This is a genomic window from Bacillus sp. S14(2024), from assembly GCF_050473785.1.
Lineage (GTDB): Bacteria > Bacillota > Bacilli > Bacillales > Bacillaceae_G > Bacillus_A > Bacillus_A yunxiaonensis.
The window spans coordinates 453,107-477,430 of record NZ_JBFLUP010000006.1 but is presented as its reverse complement, the minus strand read 5'-3'; the positions used below and the strand labels follow the sequence as shown (position 1 = coordinate 477,430).

General features: G+C 36.9%; 26 protein-coding genes and 1 riboswitch. Of the genes, 4 read left to right on the top strand and 22 right to left on the bottom strand.

The annotated features are described in order from the left end of the window. Window positions 1-10 precede the first annotated feature (10 nt). The 10 genes from sufC to AB1279_RS02555 all read right to left on the bottom strand — a co-directional run bounded on the left by sufC (window position 11) and on the right by AB1279_RS02555 (window position 7,057). A complete protein-coding gene (sufC, locus tag AB1279_RS02600; protein WP_035433106.1) occupies window positions 11-796 on the bottom strand; it encodes a Fe-S cluster assembly ATPase SufC in 786 nt (261 codons plus the stop codon). Between the two features lie 235 nt (window positions 797-1,031). Further along, window positions 1,032-1,844 carry a methionine ABC transporter substrate-binding lipoprotein MetQ gene (gene metQ / locus AB1279_RS02595; RefSeq protein WP_429757733.1) on the bottom strand — a complete coding sequence of 271 codons (813 nt, stop codon included), beginning with the start codon at window positions 1,842-1,844 and terminating at the stop codon, window positions 1,032-1,034. A 100-nt stretch (window positions 1,845-1,944) separates the two neighbouring features. Continuing rightward, complete coding sequence (gene metQ, locus AB1279_RS02590) at window positions 1,945-2,760, bottom strand: methionine ABC transporter substrate-binding lipoprotein MetQ (RefSeq protein WP_429753256.1); 816 nt, start codon at window positions 2,758-2,760, stop codon at window positions 1,945-1,947. 101 nt (window positions 2,761-2,861) lie between these two features. Continuing rightward, the gene (locus tag AB1279_RS02585; protein ID WP_429757732.1) at window positions 2,862-3,527 is read right to left on the bottom strand and encodes a methionine ABC transporter permease; all 666 of its coding nucleotides are present in this window, start codon (window positions 3,525-3,527) and stop codon (window positions 2,862-2,864) included. Beyond that, window positions 3,520-4,545, bottom strand: a complete 1,026-nt coding sequence (locus AB1279_RS02580; RefSeq protein ID WP_429757731.1) for a methionine ABC transporter ATP-binding protein — start codon at window positions 4,543-4,545, stop codon at window positions 3,520-3,522. The genes AB1279_RS02585 and AB1279_RS02580 overlap by 8 nt, the downstream gene beginning before the upstream one ends. A gap of 161 nt (window positions 4,546-4,706) precedes the next feature. After that, window positions 4,707-4,814: riboswitch (SAM riboswitch) on the bottom strand. Between the two features lie 126 nt (window positions 4,815-4,940). Continuing rightward, window positions 4,941-5,285 (bottom strand): hypothetical protein, encoded by a 345-nt coding sequence (locus AB1279_RS02575; RefSeq protein ID WP_429761286.1) that lies wholly within the window; start codon window positions 5,283-5,285, stop codon window positions 4,941-4,943. A gap of 153 nt (window positions 5,286-5,438) precedes the next feature. Beyond that, a complete protein-coding gene (locus AB1279_RS02570; RefSeq protein WP_429757730.1) occupies window positions 5,439-5,738 on the bottom strand; it encodes a thioredoxin family protein in 300 nt (99 codons plus the stop codon). A gap of 11 nt (window positions 5,739-5,749) precedes the next feature. After that, window positions 5,750-6,094 carry a toprim domain-containing protein gene (locus AB1279_RS02565; protein WP_098308849.1) on the bottom strand — a complete coding sequence of 115 codons (345 nt, stop codon included), beginning with the start codon at window positions 6,092-6,094 and terminating at the stop codon, window positions 5,750-5,752. Between the two features lie 172 nt (window positions 6,095-6,266). Next, entirely contained in the window at window positions 6,267-6,650 is a 384-nt protein-coding gene (gcvH, locus tag AB1279_RS02560; protein WP_098308851.1) for a glycine cleavage system protein GcvH, read from the bottom strand. Between the two features lie 41 nt (window positions 6,651-6,691). Next, a complete protein-coding gene (locus AB1279_RS02555; protein WP_429753251.1) occupies window positions 6,692-7,057 on the bottom strand; it encodes an arsenate reductase family protein in 366 nt (121 codons plus the stop codon). Between the two features lie 369 nt (window positions 7,058-7,426). Here AB1279_RS02555 and AB1279_RS02550 point away from each other — a divergent pair, with 369 nt between their 5' ends. Then, window positions 7,427-7,873, top strand: a complete 447-nt coding sequence (locus AB1279_RS02550; RefSeq protein ID WP_429753250.1) for a DUF3978 family protein — start codon at window positions 7,427-7,429, stop codon at window positions 7,871-7,873. Between the two features lie 230 nt (window positions 7,874-8,103). Here AB1279_RS02550 and AB1279_RS02545 read toward each other — a convergent pair whose 3' ends face one another. Next, window positions 8,104-9,822 (bottom strand): methyl-accepting chemotaxis protein, encoded by a 1,719-nt coding sequence (locus tag AB1279_RS02545; protein ID WP_429761284.1) that lies wholly within the window; start codon window positions 9,820-9,822, stop codon window positions 8,104-8,106. A gap of 575 nt (window positions 9,823-10,397) precedes the next feature. Here AB1279_RS02545 and AB1279_RS02540 point away from each other — a divergent pair. Further along, on the top strand, window positions 10,398-11,039 hold the full coding sequence (locus AB1279_RS02540) for a phosphatase PAP2 family protein (RefSeq protein ID WP_429757729.1): 642 nt from the start codon (window positions 10,398-10,400) through the stop codon (window positions 11,037-11,039). Window positions 11,040-11,120: 81 nt separating this feature from the next. Here AB1279_RS02540 and AB1279_RS02535 read toward each other — a convergent pair whose 3' ends face one another. The 10 genes from AB1279_RS02535 to AB1279_RS02490 form a co-directional block, all read right to left on the bottom strand. Further along, window positions 11,121-12,134, bottom strand: coding sequence for a PTS transporter subunit IIC (locus AB1279_RS02535; protein WP_429757728.1), 1,014 nt, complete (start codon window positions 12,132-12,134; stop codon window positions 11,121-11,123). Window positions 12,135-12,154: 20 nt separating this feature from the next. Then, entirely contained in the window at window positions 12,155-13,105 is a 951-nt protein-coding gene (locus AB1279_RS02530) for an L-lactate dehydrogenase (RefSeq protein ID WP_429757727.1), read from the bottom strand. A 234-nt stretch (window positions 13,106-13,339) separates the two neighbouring features. Next, window positions 13,340-13,588 carry a spore coat protein gene (locus AB1279_RS02525; protein ID WP_429757726.1) on the bottom strand — a complete coding sequence of 83 codons (249 nt, stop codon included), beginning with the start codon at window positions 13,586-13,588 and terminating at the stop codon, window positions 13,340-13,342. A 13-nt stretch (window positions 13,589-13,601) separates the two neighbouring features. Then, a complete protein-coding gene (locus AB1279_RS02520) occupies window positions 13,602-13,787 on the bottom strand; it encodes a hypothetical protein (protein ID WP_098308865.1) in 186 nt (61 codons plus the stop codon). A 110-nt stretch (window positions 13,788-13,897) separates the two neighbouring features. Continuing rightward, window positions 13,898-14,473, bottom strand: a complete 576-nt coding sequence (locus AB1279_RS02515) for a permease (RefSeq protein WP_429757725.1) — start codon at window positions 14,471-14,473, stop codon at window positions 13,898-13,900. A gap of 193 nt (window positions 14,474-14,666) precedes the next feature. After that, window positions 14,667-15,221, bottom strand: a complete 555-nt coding sequence (locus AB1279_RS02510) for a TetR/AcrR family transcriptional regulator (protein ID WP_429757724.1) — start codon at window positions 15,219-15,221, stop codon at window positions 14,667-14,669. A 3-nt stretch (window positions 15,222-15,224) separates the two neighbouring features. Beyond that, window positions 15,225-15,947: an MBL fold metallo-hydrolase gene (locus AB1279_RS02505; RefSeq protein WP_429757723.1), complete on the bottom strand. Its 723-nt coding sequence runs from the start codon at window positions 15,945-15,947 to the stop codon at window positions 15,225-15,227. A 138-nt stretch (window positions 15,948-16,085) separates the two neighbouring features. Beyond that, window positions 16,086-17,870 carry an acyl-CoA dehydrogenase family protein gene (locus tag AB1279_RS02500; protein ID WP_429753243.1) on the bottom strand — a complete coding sequence of 595 codons (1,785 nt, stop codon included), beginning with the start codon at window positions 17,868-17,870 and terminating at the stop codon, window positions 16,086-16,088. Window positions 17,871-18,073: 203 nt separating this feature from the next. After that, on the bottom strand, window positions 18,074-19,249 hold the full coding sequence (locus AB1279_RS02495) for an acetyl-CoA C-acetyltransferase (RefSeq protein WP_429753242.1): 1,176 nt from the start codon (window positions 19,247-19,249) through the stop codon (window positions 18,074-18,076). A gap of 15 nt (window positions 19,250-19,264) precedes the next feature. Beyond that, window positions 19,265-21,646 carry a 3-hydroxyacyl-CoA dehydrogenase/enoyl-CoA hydratase family protein gene (locus AB1279_RS02490; protein ID WP_429757722.1) on the bottom strand — a complete coding sequence of 794 codons (2,382 nt, stop codon included), beginning with the start codon at window positions 21,644-21,646 and terminating at the stop codon, window positions 19,265-19,267. Between the two features lie 395 nt (window positions 21,647-22,041). On the opposite strand from AB1279_RS02490, the gene AB1279_RS02485 reads away from it, so the two are divergent. Both AB1279_RS02485 and AB1279_RS02480 read left to right on the top strand, forming a co-directional pair. Further along, a complete protein-coding gene (locus tag AB1279_RS02485; RefSeq protein ID WP_090916082.1) occupies window positions 22,042-22,188 on the top strand; it encodes a YuzL family protein in 147 nt (48 codons plus the stop codon). Between the two features lie 83 nt (window positions 22,189-22,271). Next, complete coding sequence (locus AB1279_RS02480; RefSeq protein ID WP_429757721.1) at window positions 22,272-23,111, top strand: D-alanyl-D-alanine carboxypeptidase family protein; 840 nt, start codon at window positions 22,272-22,274, stop codon at window positions 23,109-23,111. Window positions 23,112-23,135: 24 nt separating this feature from the next. Here AB1279_RS02480 and AB1279_RS02475 read toward each other — a convergent pair whose 3' ends face one another. Beyond that, window positions 23,136-24,053, bottom strand: coding sequence for a proline dehydrogenase family protein (locus AB1279_RS02475; RefSeq protein ID WP_429753238.1), 918 nt, complete (start codon window positions 24,051-24,053; stop codon window positions 23,136-23,138). Between the last annotated feature and the right edge of the window lie 271 nt (window positions 24,054-24,324).

The window sequence follows — 24,324 nt, the reverse complement described above, 5'->3', positions numbered from 1 at the left end:
TGCTCCTCTCTTACGCTTCTTGCTCTTCTGTTTCGTCTTCAATACCTAGCTCTTTTTTAATCCAGTCATAACCTTCAGCTTCTAAACGTTGTGCAAGCTCAGGGCCGCCAGATTTCACAACACGACCATTCATCATAACGTGTACATGATCTGGAGTGATGTAATTTAATAAACGTTGGTAGTGCGTGATCATTAAGCAACCGAAATCTTCGCCGCGCATTTCGTTAATACCTTTAGATACAACTTTTAATGCGTCGATATCAAGACCAGAGTCAATTTCGTCTAAAATTGCGATTTTTGGCTGAATCATCATTAATTGAAGAATTTCATTACGTTTTTTCTCACCGCCAGAGAAACCTTCGTTTAAATAACGTTGTGCCATTGATGGATCCATTTCTAGGAATTCCATGTTTTTATCTAATGTACGGATAAATTTCATAAGAGAAATTTCATCGCCTTCCTCACGGCGTGCATTAATTGCAGAACGTAAGAAGTCAGCGTTTGTTACTCCGCTAATTTCACTTGGATATTGCATTGCTAGGAATAGACCAGCTTGTGCTCGCTCATCTACTTCCATTTCTAATACATCTTCACCGTCGATGATGATGCTGCCTTGTGTTACTTCATATTTTGGGTGACCCATAATTGCAGAAGATAAAGTTGATTTACCCGTTCCGTTAGGTCCCATAATTGCGTGGATTTCTCCACCTTTTACTTCAAGGTTTACACCTTTTAAAATTTCTTTGCCATCGATTGATACATGTAAATCTTTAATCGTTAATGTAGAACCAGCCATCTCAATACCTCCATTAATCATCTATATACATTTTAAAAATTCCTAAAACGTTCACATTCTCATTTTATTCTCATTCTAATTTTATATCAAATAAAATGATATCGCAAACATTGAAAAAAAGTAACAATTTTTCTACAAATACGAGCAGGAATTTTCTGCACATTATATTATGATACACCTTTCTTCCTACTTATATAAAGAAAAAAGGGCTGAAAAATCCTAGCCCTTTTTCGCCTTATTCACTTACAGGAAGTACAGCTCCTTTGTACTCTTTCTTAATGAAATCTTGAATTTCTTTTGAATGCAATACTTCAACAAGCTCTTTAATTTCTTTTCTGTTTTCGTCACCTTTACGAACAGCAATAATATTTGCGTAAGGAGAATCTGGTCCTTCAAGTGCAATTGCATCTTTTGTCGGATTTAATTTTGCATCAATTGCATAGTTTGAGTTAATGAATAATGCATCGCCTTCATTGTTCTCATATAATTTTGGTAAAAGTCCTGGTTCAACATCTGTTTTAAATTTCAAGTTTTTTGGATTTTCTACAATATCTTTTTCTGTCGCTTTTACAACGTCTACGCCATCTTTCAGTTTAATAACGCCGCCTTTTTGCAATAATGCAAGCATACGACCTCGTTCCGCTACATTATTACTCATAATAACAGTCGCACCATTTGGAAGGTCTTTTAAACTTTTATATTTCTTAGAGTAAATCCCCATAGGCTCTAAATGAATTTTTCCTGCATTTACAATTTTATACCCTTTTTCTTGAATTTCTTTCTCTAAATACGGAATGTGTTGGAAATAGTTCGCATCAATTTCTTTATCAGCTAACGCTTTGTTTGGTAATACATAGTCTTGGAATGGTTGAATTTTTAATGTAATACCTTTTTTCGCTAATAGTGGTTTCGCTTTTTCTAAAATAACTGCATGCGGTACGTTAGAAGCACCCACTACAAGTGTTTTCTTATCTTTATCACTGCTACCACAAGCAGCTAATGCAAATACAAAGGCTGCTATAAAAATTGAAAATATAATTTTCTTCATAAAATGTCACCTTCATTTTCTTAATTTTCGGAATTTCTTTTCCACATTCATCTTACTGTTTATAAAGTAAGAGCTGGCATTTACCAGCCCTTTTTTCACCTTATTCACTTACAGGAAGCACAGCTCCTTTGTATTCTTTCTTAATGAAATCTTGAATTTCTTTTGAATGTAATACTTCTATAAGCGCTTTAATTTCTGGTTTATCTTTGTCACCTTTACGAACAACAACTACGTTTGCGTATGGAGAATCATTGCCTTCAATCGCAATCGCATCTTTTTCTGGGTTTAATTTCGCATCAATTGCATAGTTTGAATTGATTAAAACCGCATCGCCTTCTTTATTGTTATACACTTGTGGTAACAAGCCCGGCTCAATGTCTGTTTTGAACTTCAAGTGTTTCGGGTTTTCTGCAATATCTTTTATCGTCGCTTTAACAGGGTCTACACCATCTTTAATTTTTAAAATGCCCTCTTTTTGCAAAATTGCTAACCCACGTCCATGATCAGCTACAGAGTTACTCATAATAATTGTTGCCCCATCAGGAAGATCTTTTAAGCTTTTATATTTTTGGGAATATACACCAATTGGTTCTAAGTGAATTTTCCCCGCTACTTCAAATTTATAACCTTTTTCTTGGATTTCTTTCTCTAAATACGGAATGTGTTGGAAATAGTTCGCATCAATCTCTTTATCAGCTAATGCTTTGTTTGGTAATACATAGTCTTGGAATGGTTGAATTTTTAATGTAATACCTTTTTTCGCTAATAGTGGTTTCGCTTTTTCTAAAATAACCGCATGCGGTACGTTAGAAGCACCAACAACAAGTGTCTTCTTATCTTTCTCACCACCGCCGCCACAAGCAGCTAATGCAAATACAAATACAGCAAGAAGTGCTGAAAATAATACCTTCTTCATGTTATGATATCCCTTCTTTCTCAATATTCGAAATATAAAATCTATAGGGAGTTTTCGTGGTAGACGAAAACTCTTTATCCCAATAATCCCTAAACTTCCCTTTACCTTTTATCAAGTCGCTTTGTAAGAAAATCACCAAACATTTGAATAATAAATACAATAACAAGCACAAGAATTGTTGCCATGAGAGTGACATCACCATTATTGCGTTGAAATCCCTCTAAATAAGCAAGGGTACCAAGACCGCCTGCTCCAACAACTCCAGCCATCGCTGTGTAGCCTACAAGTGCAATTGCCGTTACCGTAATACCCGAAATAAGTGCTGGCAAAGATTCTGGTATCAATACTTTTAAGATAATTGTACTCGTCTTTGCTCCCATCGCTTTCGATGCTTCAATAACGCCTTTATCAATTTCACGAAGTGCAATTTCAACCATTCTCGCATAGAACGGTGCTGCTCCAACAATTAATGCTGGCAATGCGGCACTTGCTCCAAGAATCGTATTAAGAAGAAACTTCGTAAATGGAATCAGTAAAATGATTAAAATAATAAACGGAATCGAACGAAAAATATTTACAAACGCGCTAATTACAATATTGACTGGCTTGTTCTCCCATAGATTATCTTTTCCTGTAAGAAACAGTACTAACCCAAGAATAAGGCCCAATACAAACGTTGCAAGTGTAGCAATTGCCGTCATGTATAACGTCTCTTGTGTAGCTTCTAACATTTGATTCCAATCAACATTTTGAAACAAATTATCCATGTGCAATCACCTCCAGTTCTACTTGCTCTTGTTGAATCGTTGCAACTGCCTCTGCAACTACATCTTCGTCACCTTTTAAATGAACAATTAAACTTCCATACGCCCCGTTTGTCGTTTGAGCAATATTCCCTTGCAGAATGCTCACTTCAATTCCATCTTTCTTCATTAATTCCTGCAGAACTGGTCTTTCCACTGCTTCACCAATAAATTGCAGTTTTACGACTTTTCCTTCCGGGTACTTCTCTACTAAATGCTCAATTGTTTCGTCTGCATCTTCAGAAACTGTTATTTGCTTAACGAAGCGCTTTGTAATGTCTTGCTGCGGATTACGAAATACATCTAACACGCTGCCGCTTTCAACAATCTTCCCTGTCTCCATAACAGCAACACGATTACAAATTTTTTGAATCACATGCATTTCATGCGTAATAAGTACAATCGTTAAATCGAGGCGTTTATTAATATCAAGAAGCAAATCTAAAATTTGATCTGTTGTTTCTGGGTCTAATGCTGATGTTGCTTCATCGCATAATAACACTTTTGGATTATTTGCTAATGCTCTCGCAATACCAACACGCTGCTTTTGTCCACCACTTAACTGAGATGGATACGCATCTCCTCGTCCTTCTAACCCAACAAGACGAATCAATTCATCCACACGCTGCTTTCTTTTCTCTTTTTCCACTCCAGCAATTTCAAGCGGAAAAGCAATATTTTCACGAACAGTTCGTGACCAAAGTAAGTTAAAGTGCTGGAAAATCATCCCGATTTCTTGACGAGCTTCTCGAAGTTCTCTTCCTCTAATTGCTGAAATCACACGCTCTCCAATAGTAATTTTTCCAGACGTCGGTTTCTCCAGTTGATTAAACAAGCGAATTAAGGAACTCTTTCCGGCACCGCTATATCCGATAACTCCGAAAATTTCGCCTTTTTCTATTTGTAAATTCGCATTATCAACAGCAGTAACATCACCGTTTTTGGAACGATATATTTTCTTTACATTTTCTAACACAATCATTGATGTCACCCCTTTTTAATTAAAAAGCGTAAGCGGCTCGCCGCTATAACTATAAAAACGATTTGTTGTTTGAGCGTCCTCCTACACTAAAACAACAAAAAAACCTTTCTGCTTTAAAATGAGCAGAAAGGTTTATATACATAAATTACTATTATCCTTTCCTCTCATCTCTCAAAGCATTCGCTTTGCAGGAATTGGCACCATTTCAACATAAGTTGACGGTTGCCGGGTTTCATAGGGCACAGTCCCTCCACCTCTCTTGATAAGAGAAAATCAGATGTAAATTTCGTCTGATTTTGTCGTTATGAAGTTTTCGTTATTTCATGTTTTGAATTGTATCAACGCATGAAATAGATGTCAACAGAAATTTTCGCCAAGAAAAAACTTTCTGAAACTTAAGCACCTACTCGCAGCGGCTTACAAATGTGAAATACAGATTCTAATAATAACATTGTTTTATATGTCCCTCTATATGTAATGGCCTTTCTACGCAATAGTGACTGCAAACGAACTTGTCCTGTAATCAATAACTGCAAGTCATCTTCTTGAAAGCAAACAAGTTCTTCCGTTCCCATTGCACCATTCGTAAGCTCAATTTTCTCTCTTGAAATTTTCAACGAATAACGCTCATCTTGAAAATTAAAACAAACAGCCCGCTCAAATTGCGGCAGTAGCGGTTCTAAATGACACTGCGTATTGGCATATGTTACAAATGATTGAAGCAGTGAATACAATTTCATCTTCGTCACACTCCTCATATCACGTTCTACATAATACCATTCCATTTCTATAACGAGCTCTCCTGTATCTTTCTCTCGACAAAAGTTGTACGAAAAGCAATCTGTTGCTTATATTTCCCAAGAAATATGTCGAGGCGGCAAAATATTTGCCGCCTATTGTAATTCCATATATAAATATTCCACAGATTGAAATGCATATATTTTTTTCACAAGTTGATTTTTCTCAAATATAAGTAAACACGGAACACTTTCAATTTCATACTCCCGCGCAAAATGCGGTGCATAATTTAAATTCAACATTCCGATTTCCAAATGAGATAATGCTGCTTCAACAACCGTTAACATTTTTTTAGCAAGTTGACACGTACCGCACATTGGCGTATATACGTATAATACCGTTTTATTTTGATCTCTAACTGCGGCTACAGCTTCATTTCCTGTCCAATCGATCATTCTACCATTCCTTACCGTAAAAATTCTGTATAAACGTCAATGTCAGCTCCCCATAAAACGTTCGCTAAATGATTTGATGGTGCAGTTGCAACCTCACGATACGAACGGTCAATATAAATATGTTCAGCATGTGGAAATTCTCGGCGAAACTGTTTGCGTAGCTTCTCTCCTGCATCATCTGCGTCCACAAGTACATACACTTCTTTATCGTACAGCTGATCAATAAGTTCATCCATTTTCGACAAACTAATTGTACCATTTGTACAAACAATTTCCACCGGTTCTCTAATAATCGTTTCAATCTTCTTCTTATCTGATTTACCTTCAACAATAATTACTTTTTCCACATAGACCACTTGGCATCACCCGATCACCATATACTATGATACAACCTTACCTTTAGTATATATTATATTCGTTATTTCAATGTTGTTTCCTGTTTATTTTTGTGAAGAAAAGTGGAAGTGGCTCGTTTAAAATTTTAGGTGGCACAAATAAAAAGGACAGCTATTAGCTGCCCTTTTTATATTAGTCTTGATTGATCATTTCTTCGTATTGTTCTGCAGTTAATAAGTTATCAACTTGGCCTGCATCTTCAATCTCAACTTTAATCATCCATGCACCTTCGTATGGAGATTCGTTAACAAGCTCTGGCTTGTCGTTTAATTCTTCATTTACTGCTACAACTTTACCCGCTACAGGTGCGTATAACTCAGAAACTGTTTTAACAGATTCTACGCTTCCGAATGGCTCGTCAGCTTCGATTGTTGCACCAACTTCAGGAAGTTCCACGAATACGATATCTCCTAATTCGTGTTGTGCGAAATCTGTAATCCCGATAACAACTTGGTTGCCATCAACTTTTACCCATTCGTGTTCTTCAGAGTAACGTAATTGTTTTGGAATGCTCATGTTTGTACCTCCAATGAATGTATTAATTATGTAAAAATACCTTATTGGTACTTTTTCCACACGCTTTCAAATTGCTCTTCATTAAAGCCAACTGTTACATGATTACTGCCTGTTACAATTGGTCGTTTGATTAACATGCCATCAGAAGCGAGCATGTCCAACATTTCCTCTTCACTTGCATCTTTTAGCTTATCCTTTAAACCAAGCTCGCGGTAACGCATTCCACTTGTGTTAAAGAATTTTTTTAATGGTAATTCGCTTTTTTCATATAAATTGCGAAGTTCTTCCTTAGAAGGTGGACTTTCGACAATATGAATCATTTCATATGCTACATCATTTGCTTCTAACCATTTTTTTGCTTTTTGACATGTTCCACATTTTGGATATGAATAAAATGTTACTGACATACATTCACCTACTTTTCACTAACCTTTACCTTATCATATAGAAAATATTTTTTCATTTCAAACTTTAACTTATTTCGCTAAGAATTTCTTTTATCCTGCAAAATCTTTTCTTTTTCGCAAATTTACCAATAATATTTTACAATTCCAAATAATATTATTTAATCATAATATTTTTTATACCAAATATAACGCTTTTAAAATACGAAATATTAAATCAATTTATATTGTTTTTTAGTAATTTGTCATGTATTCTCTTTAAGGAACAATAAAAATGTTTAATTTTATTTACTACTTGAAACTACTATATTAATTCTTTTGTTCTATATTTCTATCTTTATAGCACATAAAGAAAAGGAGATTATTTACTATATGGAACTACAAATTCACTCAACAATCCAGCAACAAATTCAAAACTGCTCAGATCAAACTACAATCCATTTTCAACTTGAAGAACTTGATGAATTAACAGACACAAAATTAAAATCAACAACATTGTCCATCGCTATAAACAAAGAAGTTCTTCAGTTTCAAGTGATAAAACAAACCGGAATAAGTAATACGAATACATATCGTAAAACATATGCCATTCCTATAAAAGCATTTGACTATCTTCTCGTATCAACACAAGAAGATTCAGATCAAATAAATGCTCATATACAAGTATTTGGGCATCACGGGGAATTTCTGTTAAACGAGAAACTCTCTTTACAGCATGTAGATAACATTCGCACGGACTGTTCAGAATTCACAGACTTTTTTATGAAATTAAATGAAAGCGTAACTAAATACATAAACGAATATAATCCATCTATTTAAGCCCTTACATAATATTTTGTTAAAATAACAAAATTCTAACTTTTTTTATTATAATATATTTAGTAACAGAAAAACACTTCATTTTTTGAGAAGTGTTTTTTATTTTTTCACAAAAGATGTGCAGCATTATAGAGCATATATCTTAATCAAACGTTTAATTAATACCATAAAAAATAAGAGACGCCGTTAAATTCGCCGCCTCTTATTTTCATTATGTTTATAAATAATTCTTATTCCTCAATTTTAAATTGTGAAATCAATCCTTCTAATTCTTCAATTTTGTTCTTTATTTGCATGGATTGATTCGTTATTTCTGTAATGGATGCTGCTTGTGTTTGAATGGCTTGTACGGTTTGATCCGTATCTTTTGCTACCCTTGTAGAAGTTTCTGATACTACTGATAATGAAGCGTTAATTTCTTCCGTTCCAGCAGACATTTCTTCTGTTGTAGCTGATACTTCTTGAATTTGATGTGTTATCTTATGAATGTCTGTCATGATTGTTGAAAACGCTCGCTCTGCTTCATTAGCAGCATTTCTTCCTTGTTCCGCTTCTTCCTGACCTTTTCTCATAATTTGAACGGTATCTTTTGTATCTTGTTGAATTGCTTTAATTAAATCATTAATTTCATGCGCGGATTGCTTTGAGTGTTCAGCTAAGTCTCGCACTTCAGCTGCAACAACTGCAAAACCTTTTCCATTTTCCCCTGCACGCGCTGCTTCAATTGCAGCATTTAAAGCAAGCAAGTTTGTTTGTTCCGCAATATTCGTAATCGCATTTAAAGCTTTATCTATGTCTTGCGTACGTATAACAAGACGATCTATCATTGTAGATGTTTCTTCCACAGCTTTATGTACATTATTCATTTGAGTAATAGATTGCTTGATTACTTCACTTCCGCTATCCACACGATCTGTTGTAATAACAGACACTTCAGCAACAGTTGATGCAGATTCAGCTACTGTTTGAACTCCATTTGCTACGTCACTCATTGCTGTTGAACTTTCTTGAATACTCGTAACTTGTCCTACTATTTGTTTGTTCACTTCAGCAATCGTTTGAACAGCTTCGTTAGAGATTTGAGATGCTTGTTTTGTATTTTGTAACATACGATCAGTCGAGGAAGTAACCTCGTGTGCCGTTACTTTTATTTTCTCAATTAGTTGTTGCAAATTGTCTAACATGTGATTAAAAGAAATAACGATATTTCCTAATTCATCATTTGCTTCATAAGAAGTACGTATTACTAAATTCCCATCTGCTACTTCTTTCATATCATGCTGTAATAACGTAATTGGACGTTGAATAGCTATTTTAATAATATAACCAATCAATATAATAGTCGCGGTCGCTAAAACTGAAATAAGGATAAATATCATCATTGCAGTTTTAGCGCTGTTAGCATTATGTTCCTGTAATTGTTCTGCTTGGTTACTATTACAATTAGCGAATTCTTGAATAGACTTAATTGATTTTTGCATAGCGGGCTCAACTTCTTTTAAATAATAAGCATAAGCCTCTTCGTTTTTATTTTGCATTGCTAAACTTTGTGCTTCTTTCATTTTCGGTCTTAACTCGCCGAAATTTGCTTTGAAATTTTCATATAACTCCTTTTCTTGTTGGGAGCTTATCGTTGATTCTAGCTTTTTTATTAACTGATCATTTTCTTCACGTACTTTAGACAGGTTATTTGCCAACTCTTTATTTCTATTTTCATCTGTTGTTATCATAAGTTCCATAAAATTATTATTACCATAATAGAAATTAGCTTCTACGGTCTTTACCCGTTGAATTGGAAGTAACATGTTTTTATACATACTTTCAGAACTTTTGTCTGCATTCTTTAATGCGATTATCCCTATGAACGATAAAATAATACATGCAATACTAGCTATAATCATTAACACGTTTAATTTCGTACCAATTTTACTATTTTTTAACAATGCCATCACACCACTTCCTTCTCCAAATCTTTATATTACGTTATATAGTTTATAACAAAAAATGACAAAACACGACATATTTTTTAATATCGATGTTTGTCATTTTCACTTGGAATGAATAGCACTTTTATTTACATGTGACAATCCCTTTAGACTATGTATTTCTAGTCTATTAAACAAACGTTTGATTAAAAGCTAAAAATGGAACATATATATTAATTAAACGTTTGTTTAAGAATCGTTTCACCCATATCGGCATCCTACAATATGATACATATAAGTCGCTGCAATGCAGAACAAAACATGACCTACACTCGCTTTTCCCCTTGCATGTGGCATGAAAAGGCCCTGCCCCATCTAAAAAGACCAGGAGTTTTAGGTCATTTTTTAATTCGTATTTATCGAAAAATGAACAAGAACGCCCCATCTTCAAGATTCGAAGGAAAGAAGGAGTTTTCAAATAGTGACAAAACTGTAAGTTTATTTGTAAAAAATGTTAGAGAAATCGATGGTTCATTTACATTTTTTATATTATAATTTTTCAAGTTTCAAGTCATTACACTACAAATAGGAGAATTACTATGAAAAATAATAAATCTTCAGCCTTTATTCCATTATCTTATATACTCCTACTCGTACTTGTAAGTCCTCTTTATAGCGTACTGAATCATTCAACAGTAGATGCTGTGAATGTGACAACAAAAATAGACGAATGGATTCCATTTACAAAAGAATTTATCGTTCCATATTTACTTTGGTTCCCTTACTTATACGGTGCTCTTATTTATTACTGCTTTGCTGATCGAAAGCTCTATTACGTTACATTAAGTAGTATTTTATTAGGCAACCTTACTTCCTTTAGCATTTATTATATGTGGCAAACGACGATAACACGTCCCGACGTAATCGGCAATGATGTGTTTGCTAATTTAGTGCGCTATATTTACAGTATCGATCAACCTGTGAATTGCTTTCCTAGCATTCACGTACTCACAACATTTGTCATTATGATTACAGCACATAAGAGGAAAAAGCAAAACAAATGGGAATATGGCATATTAACATTCATTGGCGTACTCATCATTTTATCTACTTTATTTACAAAACAGCACGCCTTTATGGATGCAGTAGCAGGCACTGTAGTAGCAAGCTTCCTTTATGCCGCTATGTATTATGTCTTTGAATCACGTGAACAAAAGGTTACTGTGCAAGCCGGAGTATAATCTATGACAAAAAAAGCAGACTGTGGCTTCTTCAGTCTGCTTTTATCTATGTAAGGGGAGATTTTCAAATTGGCATATTTTTTAGGATTGCGGTACAGTCATGTCCCCAGGTTTAATGCGACCTGCTTTTTTCAAAATCATATATAGTATATAAGAAACAGCTACTGGAATTATGATGTAAGTAATCACCATCGCTGGAACAACACTTAATCCTTTGCTTGAAATCAAATTAATTGGTGCGATTAAAGAACTTAGTCCAAGACCCGCAATTTCTTTCCCAGCTGTCATTTGGAATACAAGCGCCGATACAGGACCTACAATTGCGCTAGCGACAACAGTTGGTACAAGAATCATGGGGTTTTTAGTGATATTCGGAAGCTGTACTTTCGGTGTACAAAGAGCTTGTGCTAAAATACCGCCTAAATTATTTTCTTTCGCAGAGATAACAGCGAATCCGATAAATTGAGCGACGCATCCTGCAAGTGCAGCACCGCCTGCCACGCCGTCTAGGCTAAGTGCAATTGCTAGAGCAGCTGATGAAGCTGGAGAAATTAATAATAATCCCCAAGCAACCGCAAGTACCACAGAAGCGATAAATGGGCTACCAGCTGAGCTATCTTTAATAAATGCTCCAACTGCATGTAAAACCGGACTAATATTTTGGGATAACCAAATACCGACTAAACCTGAACCTAATATTGCAGCAAACGGAACGAGCATCATATCTACAGCAGTTTTTCCACTTAATCGTTTACCAATATAGACCGCTAGAGTTGCTGTTAATAACGCACCGATTGGTTCACCAGTTTTAATCATCAAACCGGCTGCAGTAATCGAGATTGATCTAGCTCCAATCGCTCCTGCAACCATCGCTGAGAAAATGACAAGTCCATTTGATCCGAGCATAAAAGCAATTCCTGCTCCAATTGCTGGCGCCATGAGTGATTTCGCAACAACTCCAATTGTAATTAACATAGGAATATCAGCAATTCTTCCTATATTTTCAATGAGCAGACCAATCCCAAGAGATACGAAAATACCTTGTGCAATTCCTGCAGATCCTTTGAATATACGAGGCATGATATATTCCTTCATCTGTTTCACCTTCTCCTAGTTTAGTAACCGATTGTTTTCATGTAGTCGCGTAAAATTTCATTTGATTTTGCAAATCGGCTTTCTTCAGCTTCTGTTAAGTTCAGTTCGACAAGTTCTTTTATACCATCTCTTGTAATGATAGCTGGTACACCTGTGGAAATTTCATACTCACCATATTCACCGTCTAAAACGGCTGATACAGCAATAATACAGTGATCATCATTAAAAATAGAACGTGCAATATAAGCTAACGCATTCCCAATGCCGTAATAAGTAGTTCCTTTCCGCTTATAAATCTCCCAACCAGCTTTTGCTGTTTCTTCTACAATTTCATCTAAATCAAGTTCACCTAGACGCTCTTTTTGCTCTTCTAAAATTTGTAGAATCGGCTTTCCACCAACTGTTACGTGAGACCAGGCAACCATTTGTGAATCGCCATGCTCCCCTAACGAATAACCTTGAATGCTACGAGGATCAACATCTAGCAATTCCGACAAAATTGTTCTTAGACGAGAAGAATCTAATGATGTCCCAGTACCAAGAACGCGATTTCTTGGCAAACCTGATAATTTCCAAACTTGATAAGTAATAATATCAACTGGGTTTGATGCAATTAGGAAGATGCCATCAAATCCGCTCTCCATTACACTGGGTACAATACTTTCCATAACTTTTGCACTTGCTCCTAAAGTATCAAGGCGACTTTGACCTGGCTTTGGCGCAGGCCCTGCTGTAATAATAACAATGTCCATATCTTTGCAGTCTTCATAAGTTCCTGCGTATACTTTTGTTCTTGTATTTGTAAAATTAATGCAGTGTGATAAATCCATTTCTTCGCCAACTGCTCGCTCATGATTAAGATCAATTAACGCTAATTCTTCACAGATTCCTTGATTCACAATAGAATACGCACAGCTTGATCCAACTAATCCAGTACCAATAATCGCAATCTTTCTTGTGTTTCTATTCATGACAATCTCACCTGCTTCTTCGTGTAATTTTCTTTGTGTTGTGTTCTTTACACTTTTTATTATAGAAGTTTTTTCCATGGAAGCCATGTACAATTTGTGAAATATATCACAAATAATATGGACATTTTATGTCCCCTCGCACATAATTCCGACAAAGTCACGAACATTTCACTTTCGCAAAAAAAAAACGAGTAACGTCTCAATCACGTCACCCGTTTTAAAAAGTCTCTTTTCTTATTGCGCACTTAATTGATTCTTCAGCTGCTGAACAATCGTTGGATTAGCAGGAGCTGCTGGTTGATAATAATTCTTTTGTTTTGCGTATTGATACAGATTACGTTGACGCATTTCGTCTTGATTACGAATTTGAACTAACGTTTGATATAATTGATCGTTATTCGTTTGCGCAATGTAATTCGCATAGCCTGTTAAACTTGCATTTAATTCAGCTAAATAATCATTTACCATATCTTTTTCATTCATGTTCTTTACACCCCTATCCTAGAAAAGACATTAATTGTTGTTTCGTATTTTGTGCATCTTGCACATCTTTTTGCAGCATCTGCTTTAACTGCGGATCCGTACATGCCTGTGCATACTCTTGTAATTTGTTAATAACTGTTGCATGCCCGCCAATAAGATGACGTAAATTCTCCACTTCAAGCTCATTTAAATTTTGCATCGTAACAGCCTTCCTTTCTTTGTTCATTCAAGATTTAGTATCTATTTATTTTTAGATTGTATGCACTAAAAAACCTTAGAATCGCTTCTAAGGTTTCCTTTTATTCATACTCAAGCCGCAAAGCCAAATACATCTGTAATTAACGAAAGAATCAATAACACAACTACTACACCACCGGCTACTCTTGCTATCAATTTCTTTCGTTGTTCTACACTCGAAACAACAAATCGGAAGTATAATATACCACCTAACGCAATAAGAATACATTCCAGTGCGATACTAATAGCTGGAAAGCGCCACAACTCAAAACCCAGCAAAGGAAAGTCTCCAAAATTCCCTGGAAGTAACGGCAAATCAGCACGATGCACAAGTAAATCAAGAATCCAATGACTGAAAACTACCGCTCCAATAACAAAGCCACTTCGTTTTCCCCAAAACTTCCTACCCACTATTCCTGCAAAAATGGCAATACACAGTGCTCCGATTAAAGAGTGTGAATAATCCGCATGAATCACCGCTTCACCATACCCATTACCACCAACAGGCTCTATTGTCTCTACTCCTAAAACATAAAGCGGCACAAAGATGACGTCCAATAGTTGTGTGCTTAACATGAGAGCCCAAAGCGGTATTTTCGGTGAATTCGCTTTCACTGCTGCAGCTAAGCCAAAATGTCCTGCAAACATTTCACTTCACATCCTTTAGCACTTTCGCCTCTAACAAACCGCAACCTACTGTAAAAAGAAGCATGAACAGCAAAAAATTCATGGTTTCTCTCTCCTTATTCACTCTTTTATCCCGCACTAACGGGCAGTAAGACCCCGATTGGTTCAACTAACCATCAGTGAGGGATGAAGAAAACCCCCACTGATGGAAGTTTCACTTTATAACATGTAGCCCTTTAATAAACGTTTCCAATAATAAATGTAAACTTGTATCTAGATCCAGCGGCAATCCAAATCCACCTTGCTGTTCAATCGATGCAAATCCGTGACAAATACTTCTTAGTCCACGAGTCGCATGAAGCGCCTGCTCACCTTCTAAACCGTATTGTTGTAAAACACGAAGACAAAGCTCTACAGTTCCATCACCTGCTTGTTGCACTTCTTCATCTCGTAAAAAAGTTGCTTCATACAATCCAGGATGTTTTCGGACAAACGATACGTATGCTTCTCCTAATGCATAAATTGCTTCATCCATACGTTTACCCTCTATCGCCTCTTTCAGCGCCTCATGCAGCTGTTCTATTCCGTAAACACCAAGATTTTTCCGTACGTCTTGTAAACCTTTCACATGATTATATAGAGAAGGAGAACGTATTCCAAGCCTTTGCGATAATGACGCTAATGTTACTTCTTGTATCCCATTTGTATCTGCGATTTCTGCTGCTGTGTCTACAATTTTCTGTAATGTAAGTCCGATTCTCGGTGACATAAATTAACCCTCTTTCATACTTTCTACATTTCGCTTTGCTTCCTCAATCGCACGGTCTATTGCAGCGACTGGATTATTTATCATTTTCCCATGCCCTGCCGCAAGTAAGGAAGGCTCATATTCTCTTAGCTTCTCTGCACTCTGTAATGCTAATTCTTTACTCCATGTTGCCATTGCAGGAAACGGAAACCAAAATTTCATTTGTCCCGAAACAGCCATGCCCCCTCTTGTTTGAAATGCATCCCCGGCAATAAGGGCGTTATTTCGCGTATCAAGAAACGACATGGAGCCTGGTGTATGTCCCGGTGTCATAATCGCAAGAAGCGATCCAATTCGATCTCCATCTTCCAATAAAACATCCGGTCTCGTTTTCACCTTTTTAGGTACACCGCCTTTTATTGGCGTATTTTGTTCATCTCTTTGTAATGTCGTATCTCCTTCTAACAACCGTGCATCCCGCTTAGAAATATAAACAGGAACATCTGGAAGTACTTCCTTTAATGCATCTAGCGCACCGATGTGATCATCGTGTGCATGTGTTAATACAATATTAGTAATCGGTTTTCCTATTTTTTGAGCTGCTTGCAAGATACCTTTTGCGCTATATGGCAAAGCCGCATCAATTAAAGTTAAACCGTCTTCTTCCTCCACAAAGTAACAATTTACAGGAAACGCTCTTGGCAAAAATGACAATTGATATACCGTTTTTTCATGAATCATTCTCATATTTCCAGCTCCCCTTCACAAAAACTAATGTCGTTAGTTTTATTATAACTAACGACATTAGTTTTTGTCACTAGAAATTCCATTTTTGTGCAAAAAAAGGGCAGGAGTCGCTCCAAACGACTCCCGCCTTTTTACATATTAAACTGTATAACGCTCATCCTCTAACACTTTCGCTGCGATTTCACGTTTCTTTGGAATCACATTAAGCGGTGTATGACGAGTGAATTTACGAAGCGCAGATAACATCATGCGCAGCATATCGCCATTTTCTACAGCAATAATTGTTTCTTTCGCATCTGCTTCGATTTGATTGAACGCCTCTTGGCAGAATACTTCAGTGTATAATACTTTCTGTTTGTTCTTCTCAAGGCCAGTTGTTTTGATTGCTTTTTCTGTACGAAGAACTGCAGATTCCATTGCATATAGGTTGCTTACGATATCAGCGATATTAACAAGAACTTCTTGTTCTTTATCTAACGCTTTACCGTATTTTTGAACAGCTAAACCAGCAACCATTAAGCCAATTTTCTTCGCATTTTTCACTAAATGTTTTTGCAGTGCTAATGGCTCATCGCCTACTTCTTCCGGCATCATCATCATTAATTCTTCTTGTAATTTTTGTGCTTTTTGCAGAAGTGGTAATTCACCTTTCATTGCTTTACGCAAGAACGTACCTGGTACGATTAAGCGGTTAATCTCATTCGTACCTTCGAAAATACGGTTAATACGAGAATCGCGGTACATTCTTTCAATCTCGTACTCTGCCATAAATCCGTAACCACCATGAATTTGAACACCTTCATCTACTACATAATCTAGCACTTCAGAACCGAATACTTTATTTAAAGAACACTCAATTGCATATTCAGCGATAGAAGCTGCTACAGCTTTCCCGTCTTTTACTTCTTCTTCTGATAATGTACTCATACGGCTTTCAAACAAACCAACTGTACGATATACAGAGCTTTCAGCTGCATAAATTTTCGCTGCCATATTTGCAAGCTTCTCTTGAATTAATGGGAAGCGAGCAATTGGTTGCTTAAACTGCTGACGTTGATTTGCATATTGTGCTGAAATTTCTAACGCACGTTTTGATGAACCAACTGTACCAACACCTAATTTATAGCGGCCGATATTTAAAATGTTAAATGCGATTACATGACCTTTACCGATTTCACCAAGTACATTTTCTTTTGGCACTAGTGCGTCTTCTAAAATTAACGTACGAGTAGAAGAACACTTAATACCCATTTTCTTTTCTTCCGGGCTTGTGGATACGCCAGCGTATTCTTTCTCTACGATAAACGCCGTGAAGTGCTCGCCATCTACTTTTGCGTATACAACAAATACATCGGCGAAAGCGGAGTTTGTAATCCACTGTTTTTCACCGTTTAATACATAGTGTGTACCTTCCGCATTTAAGCGAGCTGTTGTTTTTGCTCCTAATGCATCAGATCCAGATCCTGGCTCAGTTAATGCGTACGCAGCTAGCTTTTCGCCTGTTGCTAATGCAGGAAGATATTTTTTCTTTTGTTCTTCGTTACCGAATAATACGATTGGTAACGACCCGATACCAACGTGAGCACCGTGCGTAATCGCAAAGCCGCCCGCACGAGAGAATTTCTCTGCAATTAACGCAGAGCTAACTTTATCAAGGCCAATACCGCCGTACTCTTCTGGTACATCAGCACCTAATAATCCAAGCTCACCTGCTTCTTTTAATAAACGAACAGAGCGATCAAACTCATGCTGCTCTAAATATTCAAGCTCTGGCAGTACTTCATTTACAATAAAGTCCTCTGTTGTTTTCGCAATCATTTTATGCTCATCTGTATAATCTTCAGGTGTAAACACTTGATCAATTGTAATATCATCAACTAAAAAGCTGCCGCCTTTCACTGCACTTCCTACTATTTTTTCCATGAAAAATTCCTCCTTCATATTTTCATAGGCTGCTTCTCTTGTTACGAGAGAAGCTAGCCCTCCCTTTATTTGTTTTCGTACCCTTTAGTCGCTTCCATTCTTTATCTGTCTAACTTCACTTTTATTAAATCCAGTTCCAGCGGCTAGAATGTTCGGTGGCTTCACTTCTTCCTCACATTCTGAGCGAGCCGCTTCCACTTTTTTTATAATAATTCAAACACTCCAGCAGCACCCATTCCGCCGCCAATACACATTGTCACGATACCGAACTGCTCATTACGGCGCTTCATTTCATGAATAAGAGATAATGTTAGTTTCGCTCCTGTACAACCAAGTGGATGTCCAAGGGCAATCGCTCCGCCGTTTACGTTTACTTTTTCTTCATCTAATCCAAGTTCACGAATAACTTGGATCGATTGAGATGCGAATGCTTCATTTAATTCAAATAAGCCAATATCAGATAACTCTAAACCTGCTAATTTTAACGCTTTTGGAATCGCTGCAATTGGACCGATTCCCATTACTTCTGGCGGTACACCAGCTACTGCGAAGGAACGGAATTTTGCAAGCGGCTTTAATCCGTCGCTTACTGCTTTTTCACGATCCATCAGTAATACTGCAGCTGCGCCGTCGCTCAGCTGCGAAGAATTTCCAGCTGTTACCGAACCGCGCACGTTAAATGCTGGTCGCAGTTTCCCAAGCACATCTAACGTCGTATCTGCTCTTACCCCTTCATCTTGTGAGAACACAATTGTTTCTTCTTGTAACTTGTTGTTTGCTGAAACAGTGCGAAGTGTTACATCCACCGATACTGTTTCATCTACGAACTTTCCTTCCGCTAATGCTTTTGCTGCGCGTTGATGGCTTCTTACCGCAAACGCATCTTGCTCTTCACGGGAAATTCCATATTTCATCGCTACTTGCTCCGCTGTATGTCCCATGCTCATATAATATTCTGGAGCTGCTTCAACAAGGCGGTTATTCGGACGAACAACGTGTCCCATCATCGGTACTAAACTCATAGATTCAGCACCGCCGGATAATACCGCTTCCGAATGTCCAAGCATAATACGCTCTGCACCGAAAGCAATACTTTGCAGTCCAGAAGAGCAGTAACGGTTAATTGTAATAGCTGGAACATTATAAGAAAGTCCTGCTAGCCCGCCGATATTACGCGCCATGTTTAAACCTTGCTCTGCTTCCGGCGTCGCACAGCCAAAAATTAAATCATCAATTGGACCGTCGTAGTTATTCGCACGTTTTAATGTTTCTTTTACAACTAATGCCCCTAAATCATCAGGACGTACTGTTTTTAATGATCCTCTCTTCGCTTTCCCAACTGGCGTTCTTGCCCCTGCAACAATAACAGCTTCTCTCATGAACACTCTTCCTCCTTAGTTACGTAATGGTTTTCCTTTTACAAGCATGTGCTGCATTCTTGCTTGTGATTTCATTTCGCTCACTAAACTGATAAATGCTTCGCGTTCCACATCTAATAAATATTGTTCATCAACTTCTGTTCCATATGGAATTTTTCCGCCAGCAATGACATATGCAAGTTTTTTCGCAATGTGTAAGTCATATTCGGAAATATAGCCAGATAAGTGCAGTGCTTCTGCCCCAAGCACGAGCGTTGCATATCCTGTTTCACCGACAACTGGGATCTTTTTACGAATTGGTGCTTTATAGCCCGCTTCATATAAGGCAAGTGCCTTTTGTTTTGCATCATATAGTAAGTGATCGCCATTGACGCTAATACCATCTTTATCGCCTAAGAAGTTATGAGAAGCTGCTTCTTGTGCAGATGTTGAAACTTTCGCCATCGCTACTGTTTCAAACACTTTGTTTGCAACTTTTTGCAGGTCAAACTCAACACCGTTTGCCATTTTGTTCAAATGTTTAATGTATAGCTCTTTGTTACCGCCTCCGCCAGGGATTAAACCAACACCGACTTCTACTAATCCCATGTATGTTTCGCTAGAAGCTTGAATACTAGCAGCTGGTAAGCAAACCTCTGTACCGCCGCCAAGTGTCATACCATAAGGCGCTGCCACGACTGGTTTTGAACAGTACTTTATTTTCATCATTGCATCTTGGAAGTTTTTCACGACCCACTCAATTTCAAAGTAGTTATCGTCTTGTGCTTCCATTAAAATCATCGCAAGGTTCGCACCAACGCAGAAATTCTTCGATTGATTTCCAATAACAAGCCCTTTATAGTTCTTTTCTACTTCATCGACAGCGTAATTAATCATTTGCGTAATATCCATACCGATTGCGTTGCTCTTCGAATGGAATTCTAAACAAAGAATACCGTCACCTAAATCAATCAGGCTCGCACCGCTATTTTTCTTCAGTACGCCATTTTTCTCTTTCAGTTGTTTTAGAGAAATTGCCTTTTTATTACGAACGATTTGTTTATATTCACCGTTATCATAGTAATAGCTCTCGCCATTATCATGTTTATAGAACGATGTAATACCTTTCTCGATCATTTCTTTTACCCAAGCTGGAACTACTTGACCGTTTTCCTCCATTTTCTGAACGGACTTCTCAACGCCAATTGCATCCCAAATTTCAAATGGTCCTTGCTCCCAGCCAAAGCCCCACTTCATCGCATTATCAATTGCGACAATATCATCAGCAATTTCTTTCATTAGCTTTGCTGAATATAGAAGAGTTGGTGTAATAATGTTCCATAACAATTCACCAGCGCGATCTTGTGCATATACAAGCGCTTTCAATTTATTCGCTAATCCTTTTTCTTGTTTACTTAATTCAACAGAAGCCGCTTTCATTTTTTTACGTTCTTCGTATTCCATTGTTTCAGGATTTAACTCTAAAATCTCTTTTCCTTGTTTTAAGAAGAAGCCTTGACCTGTTTTACTTCCAAGCCATTTTCTTTCTAACATGTCGTGCATGAAAGCTGGTACTTTGAAAACTTCACGCTCTTCTTCTTGTACGTTTTCATATACGTTATTTGCAACATGAACAAATGTATCTAATCCGACAACATCTAATGTACGGAACGTTGCACTTTTCGGACGGCCAATTAATGGGCCTGTTACAGAATCTACTTCGCCAACGCTATAACCGCGTTTTACCATCTCTTGCAATGTTACAAGCAGTCCGTACGTACCGATGCGGTTTCCAATAAAGTTTGGTGTGTCTTTTGCAACAACAACACCTTTTCCAAGTACATCTTCGCCAAATAGTTTCATGAAGTCTAACACATGAGGAGCCGTTTCTTTTGTCGGTATAATCTCAAGAAGTTTTAAATAACGCGGAGGGTTAAAAAAGTGCGTTCCCAAGAAATGCTTTTTGAAATCGTCTGAACGCCCTTCTATCATTTTTTCAACGGAAATACCAGATGTATTTGAGCTAACAATAGAACCTGACTTACGAACAGCGTCTATTTTCTCAAATACTTTCTTTTTAATTTCTAAATTTTCTACAACAACTTCAATAATCCAATCAACGTCAGCAAGGCGTTCCATATCATCTTCCATATTGCCAGCCTCAATTAACGTTAAGTTTTCTTTCATTGTAAGAGGAGCTGGTTTTTGCTTTAACAATTTTTGCAGAGCTCCGTTACTGAAACGATTTCGTACACTTTTATGTTCTAATGTAAGTCCCATCGCTTCTTCCTCTTTTGTAAGCGATGGCGGTACAATATCAAGCAATAATGTCGGTATACCGATGTTAGCTAAATGCGCAGCAATTCCAGAACCCATTACACCAGAACCAAGAACTGCAGCCTTTTTAATTTGGAACATCCAATTCTCCCCCTTATTCTTGAATGAATGCTCATTCAATTTTTTGACAAACGTCGCAATCTATGAATGAGCCTCTACTAATAAATATATGATATAGTTTAAATTTTCGCAATATATTTAAAAATAAAATTTTCTGAACTTATTTCTTTTTTTCTATTTTGGGCATGATATGTAGTGAACTTCCTTTCTTAAACACCTTACCTTAAAGGGTTCGTTACAATTTAAAAAATCCATAAAGTGAAACTTCCATCAGTGAATGATTTTTTCACTGATGGTTAGTTTCACCAATCGTGCTTTTACGGGCAGTTATTTTTCTCGCTTTTCTCTGCATCTTGATGTGGAAGTCTTACTGCCTGTTAAAGCGGGATAAATTTGATCACACGGAGGCATAACTTATGGCTAAAATTAAGAAAAACCCATCAAAAGCAGGTATTAGTTCTACAAGCGTGACAGGAAATGCTGGTCCAGTTGATCGAGGTATCGAAAAAGGCCGACAAGGAAACAATCAGCAATATAAAAAACAAAACATGGGTGAAAAATAAGAGTACAAATATAGGCAGCGAACATGGCATAATAAAAAATAGGCTATATCGCTGCCTATTCCATACATAAAAGAGGGTACAGAATGAAACGAACGATTACACTACTTGTTATTACTGCTACATTATTTATTGCAATGATTTTTTCTTTATATGCGCACAGGCAAAAAGTAGCCAGGGCCAACCAGCCTGATATATACGGGAAATACGGCGTGACAATTGACGCAAATACAGGAGAAATTTTATACGGAAAACATGAACATGACCGTTCCTATCCAGCGAGTGTAGCGAAAATGATGACCGCTCTTCTTCTACTGGAAAACGTAAAAGAAGATGAGGAAATTACCGTTACAGAAAATGCGATAAAAACAGAGAGCCAAAGTAAAAAAATTTCACTACATGCTGGGGAAAAGCTAAAGCGCGATGAGGCATTAAAGTTGATGCTTGTTATTAGCGCCGATCCAATCGGTGAATCGGTTGCAGAACATATTGCCGGTTCCAAGGAAAAATTCGCTAAAATGATGAATGAACGAGCAAAGCAGCTCGGAGCGACACATACAACGTTTAAAAATGCAAGCGGGGCTGATGCACTTGGAAATAAAATTTCACCATATGATTTGGCACTTATTACAAAAGAAGTATTAAAGTATCCACAAGTCTTGCAAGATATGAATACAATTCATACAACTATACATACATCCATGCAAACGAAAAAAATCGCAAACTATGGACGTGAAGAATTGTACGCTGATCCACATGCGATTGGAAGTAAAAGCGGTCTTTCTGCATTAGCAGAATATACAGTCGTTACAATAGATGAGAAAGACGGTAAAAAGGTTATTACGGTTGTCCTCTCTTCTGGTCGCAAAACACTGTACCCTGATGCAAAAAAGATGGCTGACTATGCTTTTGGACAATTAAAATAACCAAGGAAGTCTATGCTTCCTTGGTTATTTTTTAATCATTCCTTTTAATACGAATGCTACGTTAGCTGGACGTTCTGCTAAGCGACGCATGAAGTATCCGTACCAATCGTTTCCATATGGTACATACACGCGCATTTTATATCCTTCTTTCACAAGCTCAAGTTGACGCTCTGTACGAATGCCATATAACATTTGGAATTCAAACTGATCACGCGAAATGTTGTATTCCTCAGCAAGTTTTTTTGTATATTCAATAATTGCATCATCATGTGAAGCGATTGCTGTATAATTACCATTTAATAAGTGCGTTCTAATAATCTTTTTATAATTGTCATCTACATCTTTCTTTTCTGGAAATGCAACTTCTTCAGACTCTTTATAAGCCCCTTTTACAAGACGCAAATTTGGGTTATACGCATTCAAATCATCTATATCTTTTTCAGTACGATATAAATACGCTTGAATTACTGTACCAACATTGTCATATTCTTCTTTTAACAGCTTGAAGATTTCAATTGTTTTTCCACAACGTGAGTAATCTTCCATATCAATTGTTACAAACACACCGTTTTCTTTCGCTGCGTCTAAAATACGGCGCATATTGTTCATAACTAAATTTTCTGAGATGTCTAAACCCATAGAAGTCATTTTTAATGAAAGCTGAGAATCTAGCTTTTCGCGACCAATTGCACGAATCGCTTCAATCGATTCATCCGCCATTTCGTTTGCCTCTGCTTCGTTATCAACAAATTCCCCTAAATAGTCGATCGTAACACAAAGGTTTTGCTTGTTTAAATCTTTAATTGCAGCTACTGCTAAATCAATTGTTTCCCCTGCAACAAAGCGTCCTGCTCCAAAACGTAAACCGTATTTTTTCGCTAGTTTTGTCATCGCTTTATTTTTTGATAAAAACAAGAAGGAATTACGCATTAATTGTTCCATGTACTCCACCCCTATGACTGTACTTTGTCTGTTTTTTACCCCTCTTCTAAATTATATCATTGTTTAAAATTATTTGATACAAATAATTATTTAGATAATTAACACAATAATACGAGAATGTTTGTATAATTGAATTTTAAAAGGAAAAATACGAAATAAAAATGTTTCGACATATAGAAATTCCAGGTGTATGAGTAGCAATATAGGAAAACAACGCCTATGAGAAATAATTTCGACAAATAATCTTTAATACTTTCTTCTCTTTATACAA

Bases quoted from the DNA above. Each gene is read 5' to 3' on its own strand.
- AB1279_RS02535 (WP_429757728.1), bottom strand. From the start codon at position 12,134: ATGAAGGAATATATCATGCCTCGTATATTCAAAGGATCTGCAGGAATT.
- AB1279_RS02555 (WP_429753251.1), bottom strand. From the start codon at position 7,057: ATGTCAGTAACATTTTATTCATATCCAAAATGTGGAACATGTCAAAAA.
- AB1279_RS02490 (WP_429757722.1), bottom strand. From the start codon at position 21,646: ATGTTCCAAATTAAAAAGGCTGCAGTTCTTGGTTCTGGTGTAATGGGT.
- AB1279_RS02510 (WP_429757724.1), bottom strand. From the start codon at position 15,221: ATGTCACCGAGAATCGGACTTACATTACAGAAAATTGTAGACACAGCA.
- AB1279_RS02550 (WP_429753250.1), top strand. From the start codon at position 7,427: ATGGAACTACAAATTCACTCAACAATCCAGCAACAAATTCAAAACTGC.
- AB1279_RS02580 (WP_429757731.1), bottom strand. From the start codon at position 4,545: ATGATTGTGTTAGAAAATGTAAAGAAAATATATCGTTCCAAAAACGGT.
- AB1279_RS02585 (WP_429757732.1), bottom strand. From the start codon at position 3,527: ATGGATAATTTGTTTCAAAATGTTGATTGGAATCAAATGTTAGAAGCT.
- AB1279_RS02480 (WP_429757721.1), top strand. From the start codon at position 22,272: ATGAAACGAACGATTACACTACTTGTTATTACTGCTACATTATTTATT.
- AB1279_RS02520 (WP_098308865.1), bottom strand. From the start codon at position 13,787: ATGCAAAATTTAAATGAGCTTGAAGTGGAGAATTTACGTCATCTTATT.
- AB1279_RS02525 (WP_429757726.1), bottom strand. From the start codon at position 13,588: ATGAATGAAAAAGATATGGTAAATGATTATTTAGCTGAATTAAATGCA.
- AB1279_RS02475 (WP_429753238.1), bottom strand. From the start codon at position 24,053: ATGGAACAATTAATGCGTAATTCCTTCTTGTTTTTATCAAAAAATAAA.
- AB1279_RS02505 (WP_429757723.1), bottom strand. From the start codon at position 15,947: ATGAGAATGATTCATGAAAAAACGGTATATCAATTGTCATTTTTGCCA.
- AB1279_RS02575 (WP_429761286.1), bottom strand. From the start codon at position 5,285: ATGAAATTGTATTCACTGCTTCAATCATTTGTAACATATGCCAATACG.
- sufC (WP_035433106.1), bottom strand. From the start codon at position 796: ATGGCTGGTTCTACATTAACGATTAAAGATTTACATGTATCAATCGAT.
- AB1279_RS02545 (WP_429761284.1), bottom strand. From the start codon at position 9,822: ATGGCATTGTTAAAAAATAGTAAAATTGGTACGAAATTAAACGTGTTA.
- gcvH (WP_098308851.1), bottom strand. From the start codon at position 6,650: ATGAGCATTCCAAAACAATTACGTTACTCTGAAGAACACGAATGGGTA.
- AB1279_RS02570 (WP_429757730.1), bottom strand. From the start codon at position 5,738: ATGATCGATTGGACAGGAAATGAAGCTGTAGCCGCAGTTAGAGATCAA.
- metQ (WP_429753256.1), bottom strand. From the start codon at position 2,760: ATGAAGAAGGTATTATTTTCAGCACTTCTTGCTGTATTTGTATTTGCA.
- AB1279_RS02540 (WP_429757729.1), top strand. From the start codon at position 10,398: ATGAAAAATAATAAATCTTCAGCCTTTATTCCATTATCTTATATACTC.
- AB1279_RS02485 (WP_090916082.1), top strand. From the start codon at position 22,042: ATGGCTAAAATTAAGAAAAACCCATCAAAAGCAGGTATTAGTTCTACA.
- AB1279_RS02530 (WP_429757727.1), bottom strand. From the start codon at position 13,105: ATGAATAGAAACACAAGAAAGATTGCGATTATTGGTACTGGATTAGTT.
- metQ (WP_429757733.1), bottom strand. From the start codon at position 1,844: ATGAAGAAAATTATATTTTCAATTTTTATAGCAGCCTTTGTATTTGCA.
- AB1279_RS02495 (WP_429753242.1), bottom strand. From the start codon at position 19,249: ATGAGAGAAGCTGTTATTGTTGCAGGGGCAAGAACGCCAGTTGGGAAA.
- AB1279_RS02515 (WP_429757725.1), bottom strand. From the start codon at position 14,473: ATGTTTGCAGGACATTTTGGCTTAGCTGCAGCAGTGAAAGCGAATTCA.
- AB1279_RS02500 (WP_429753243.1), bottom strand. From the start codon at position 17,870: ATGGAAAAAATAGTAGGAAGTGCAGTGAAAGGCGGCAGCTTTTTAGTT.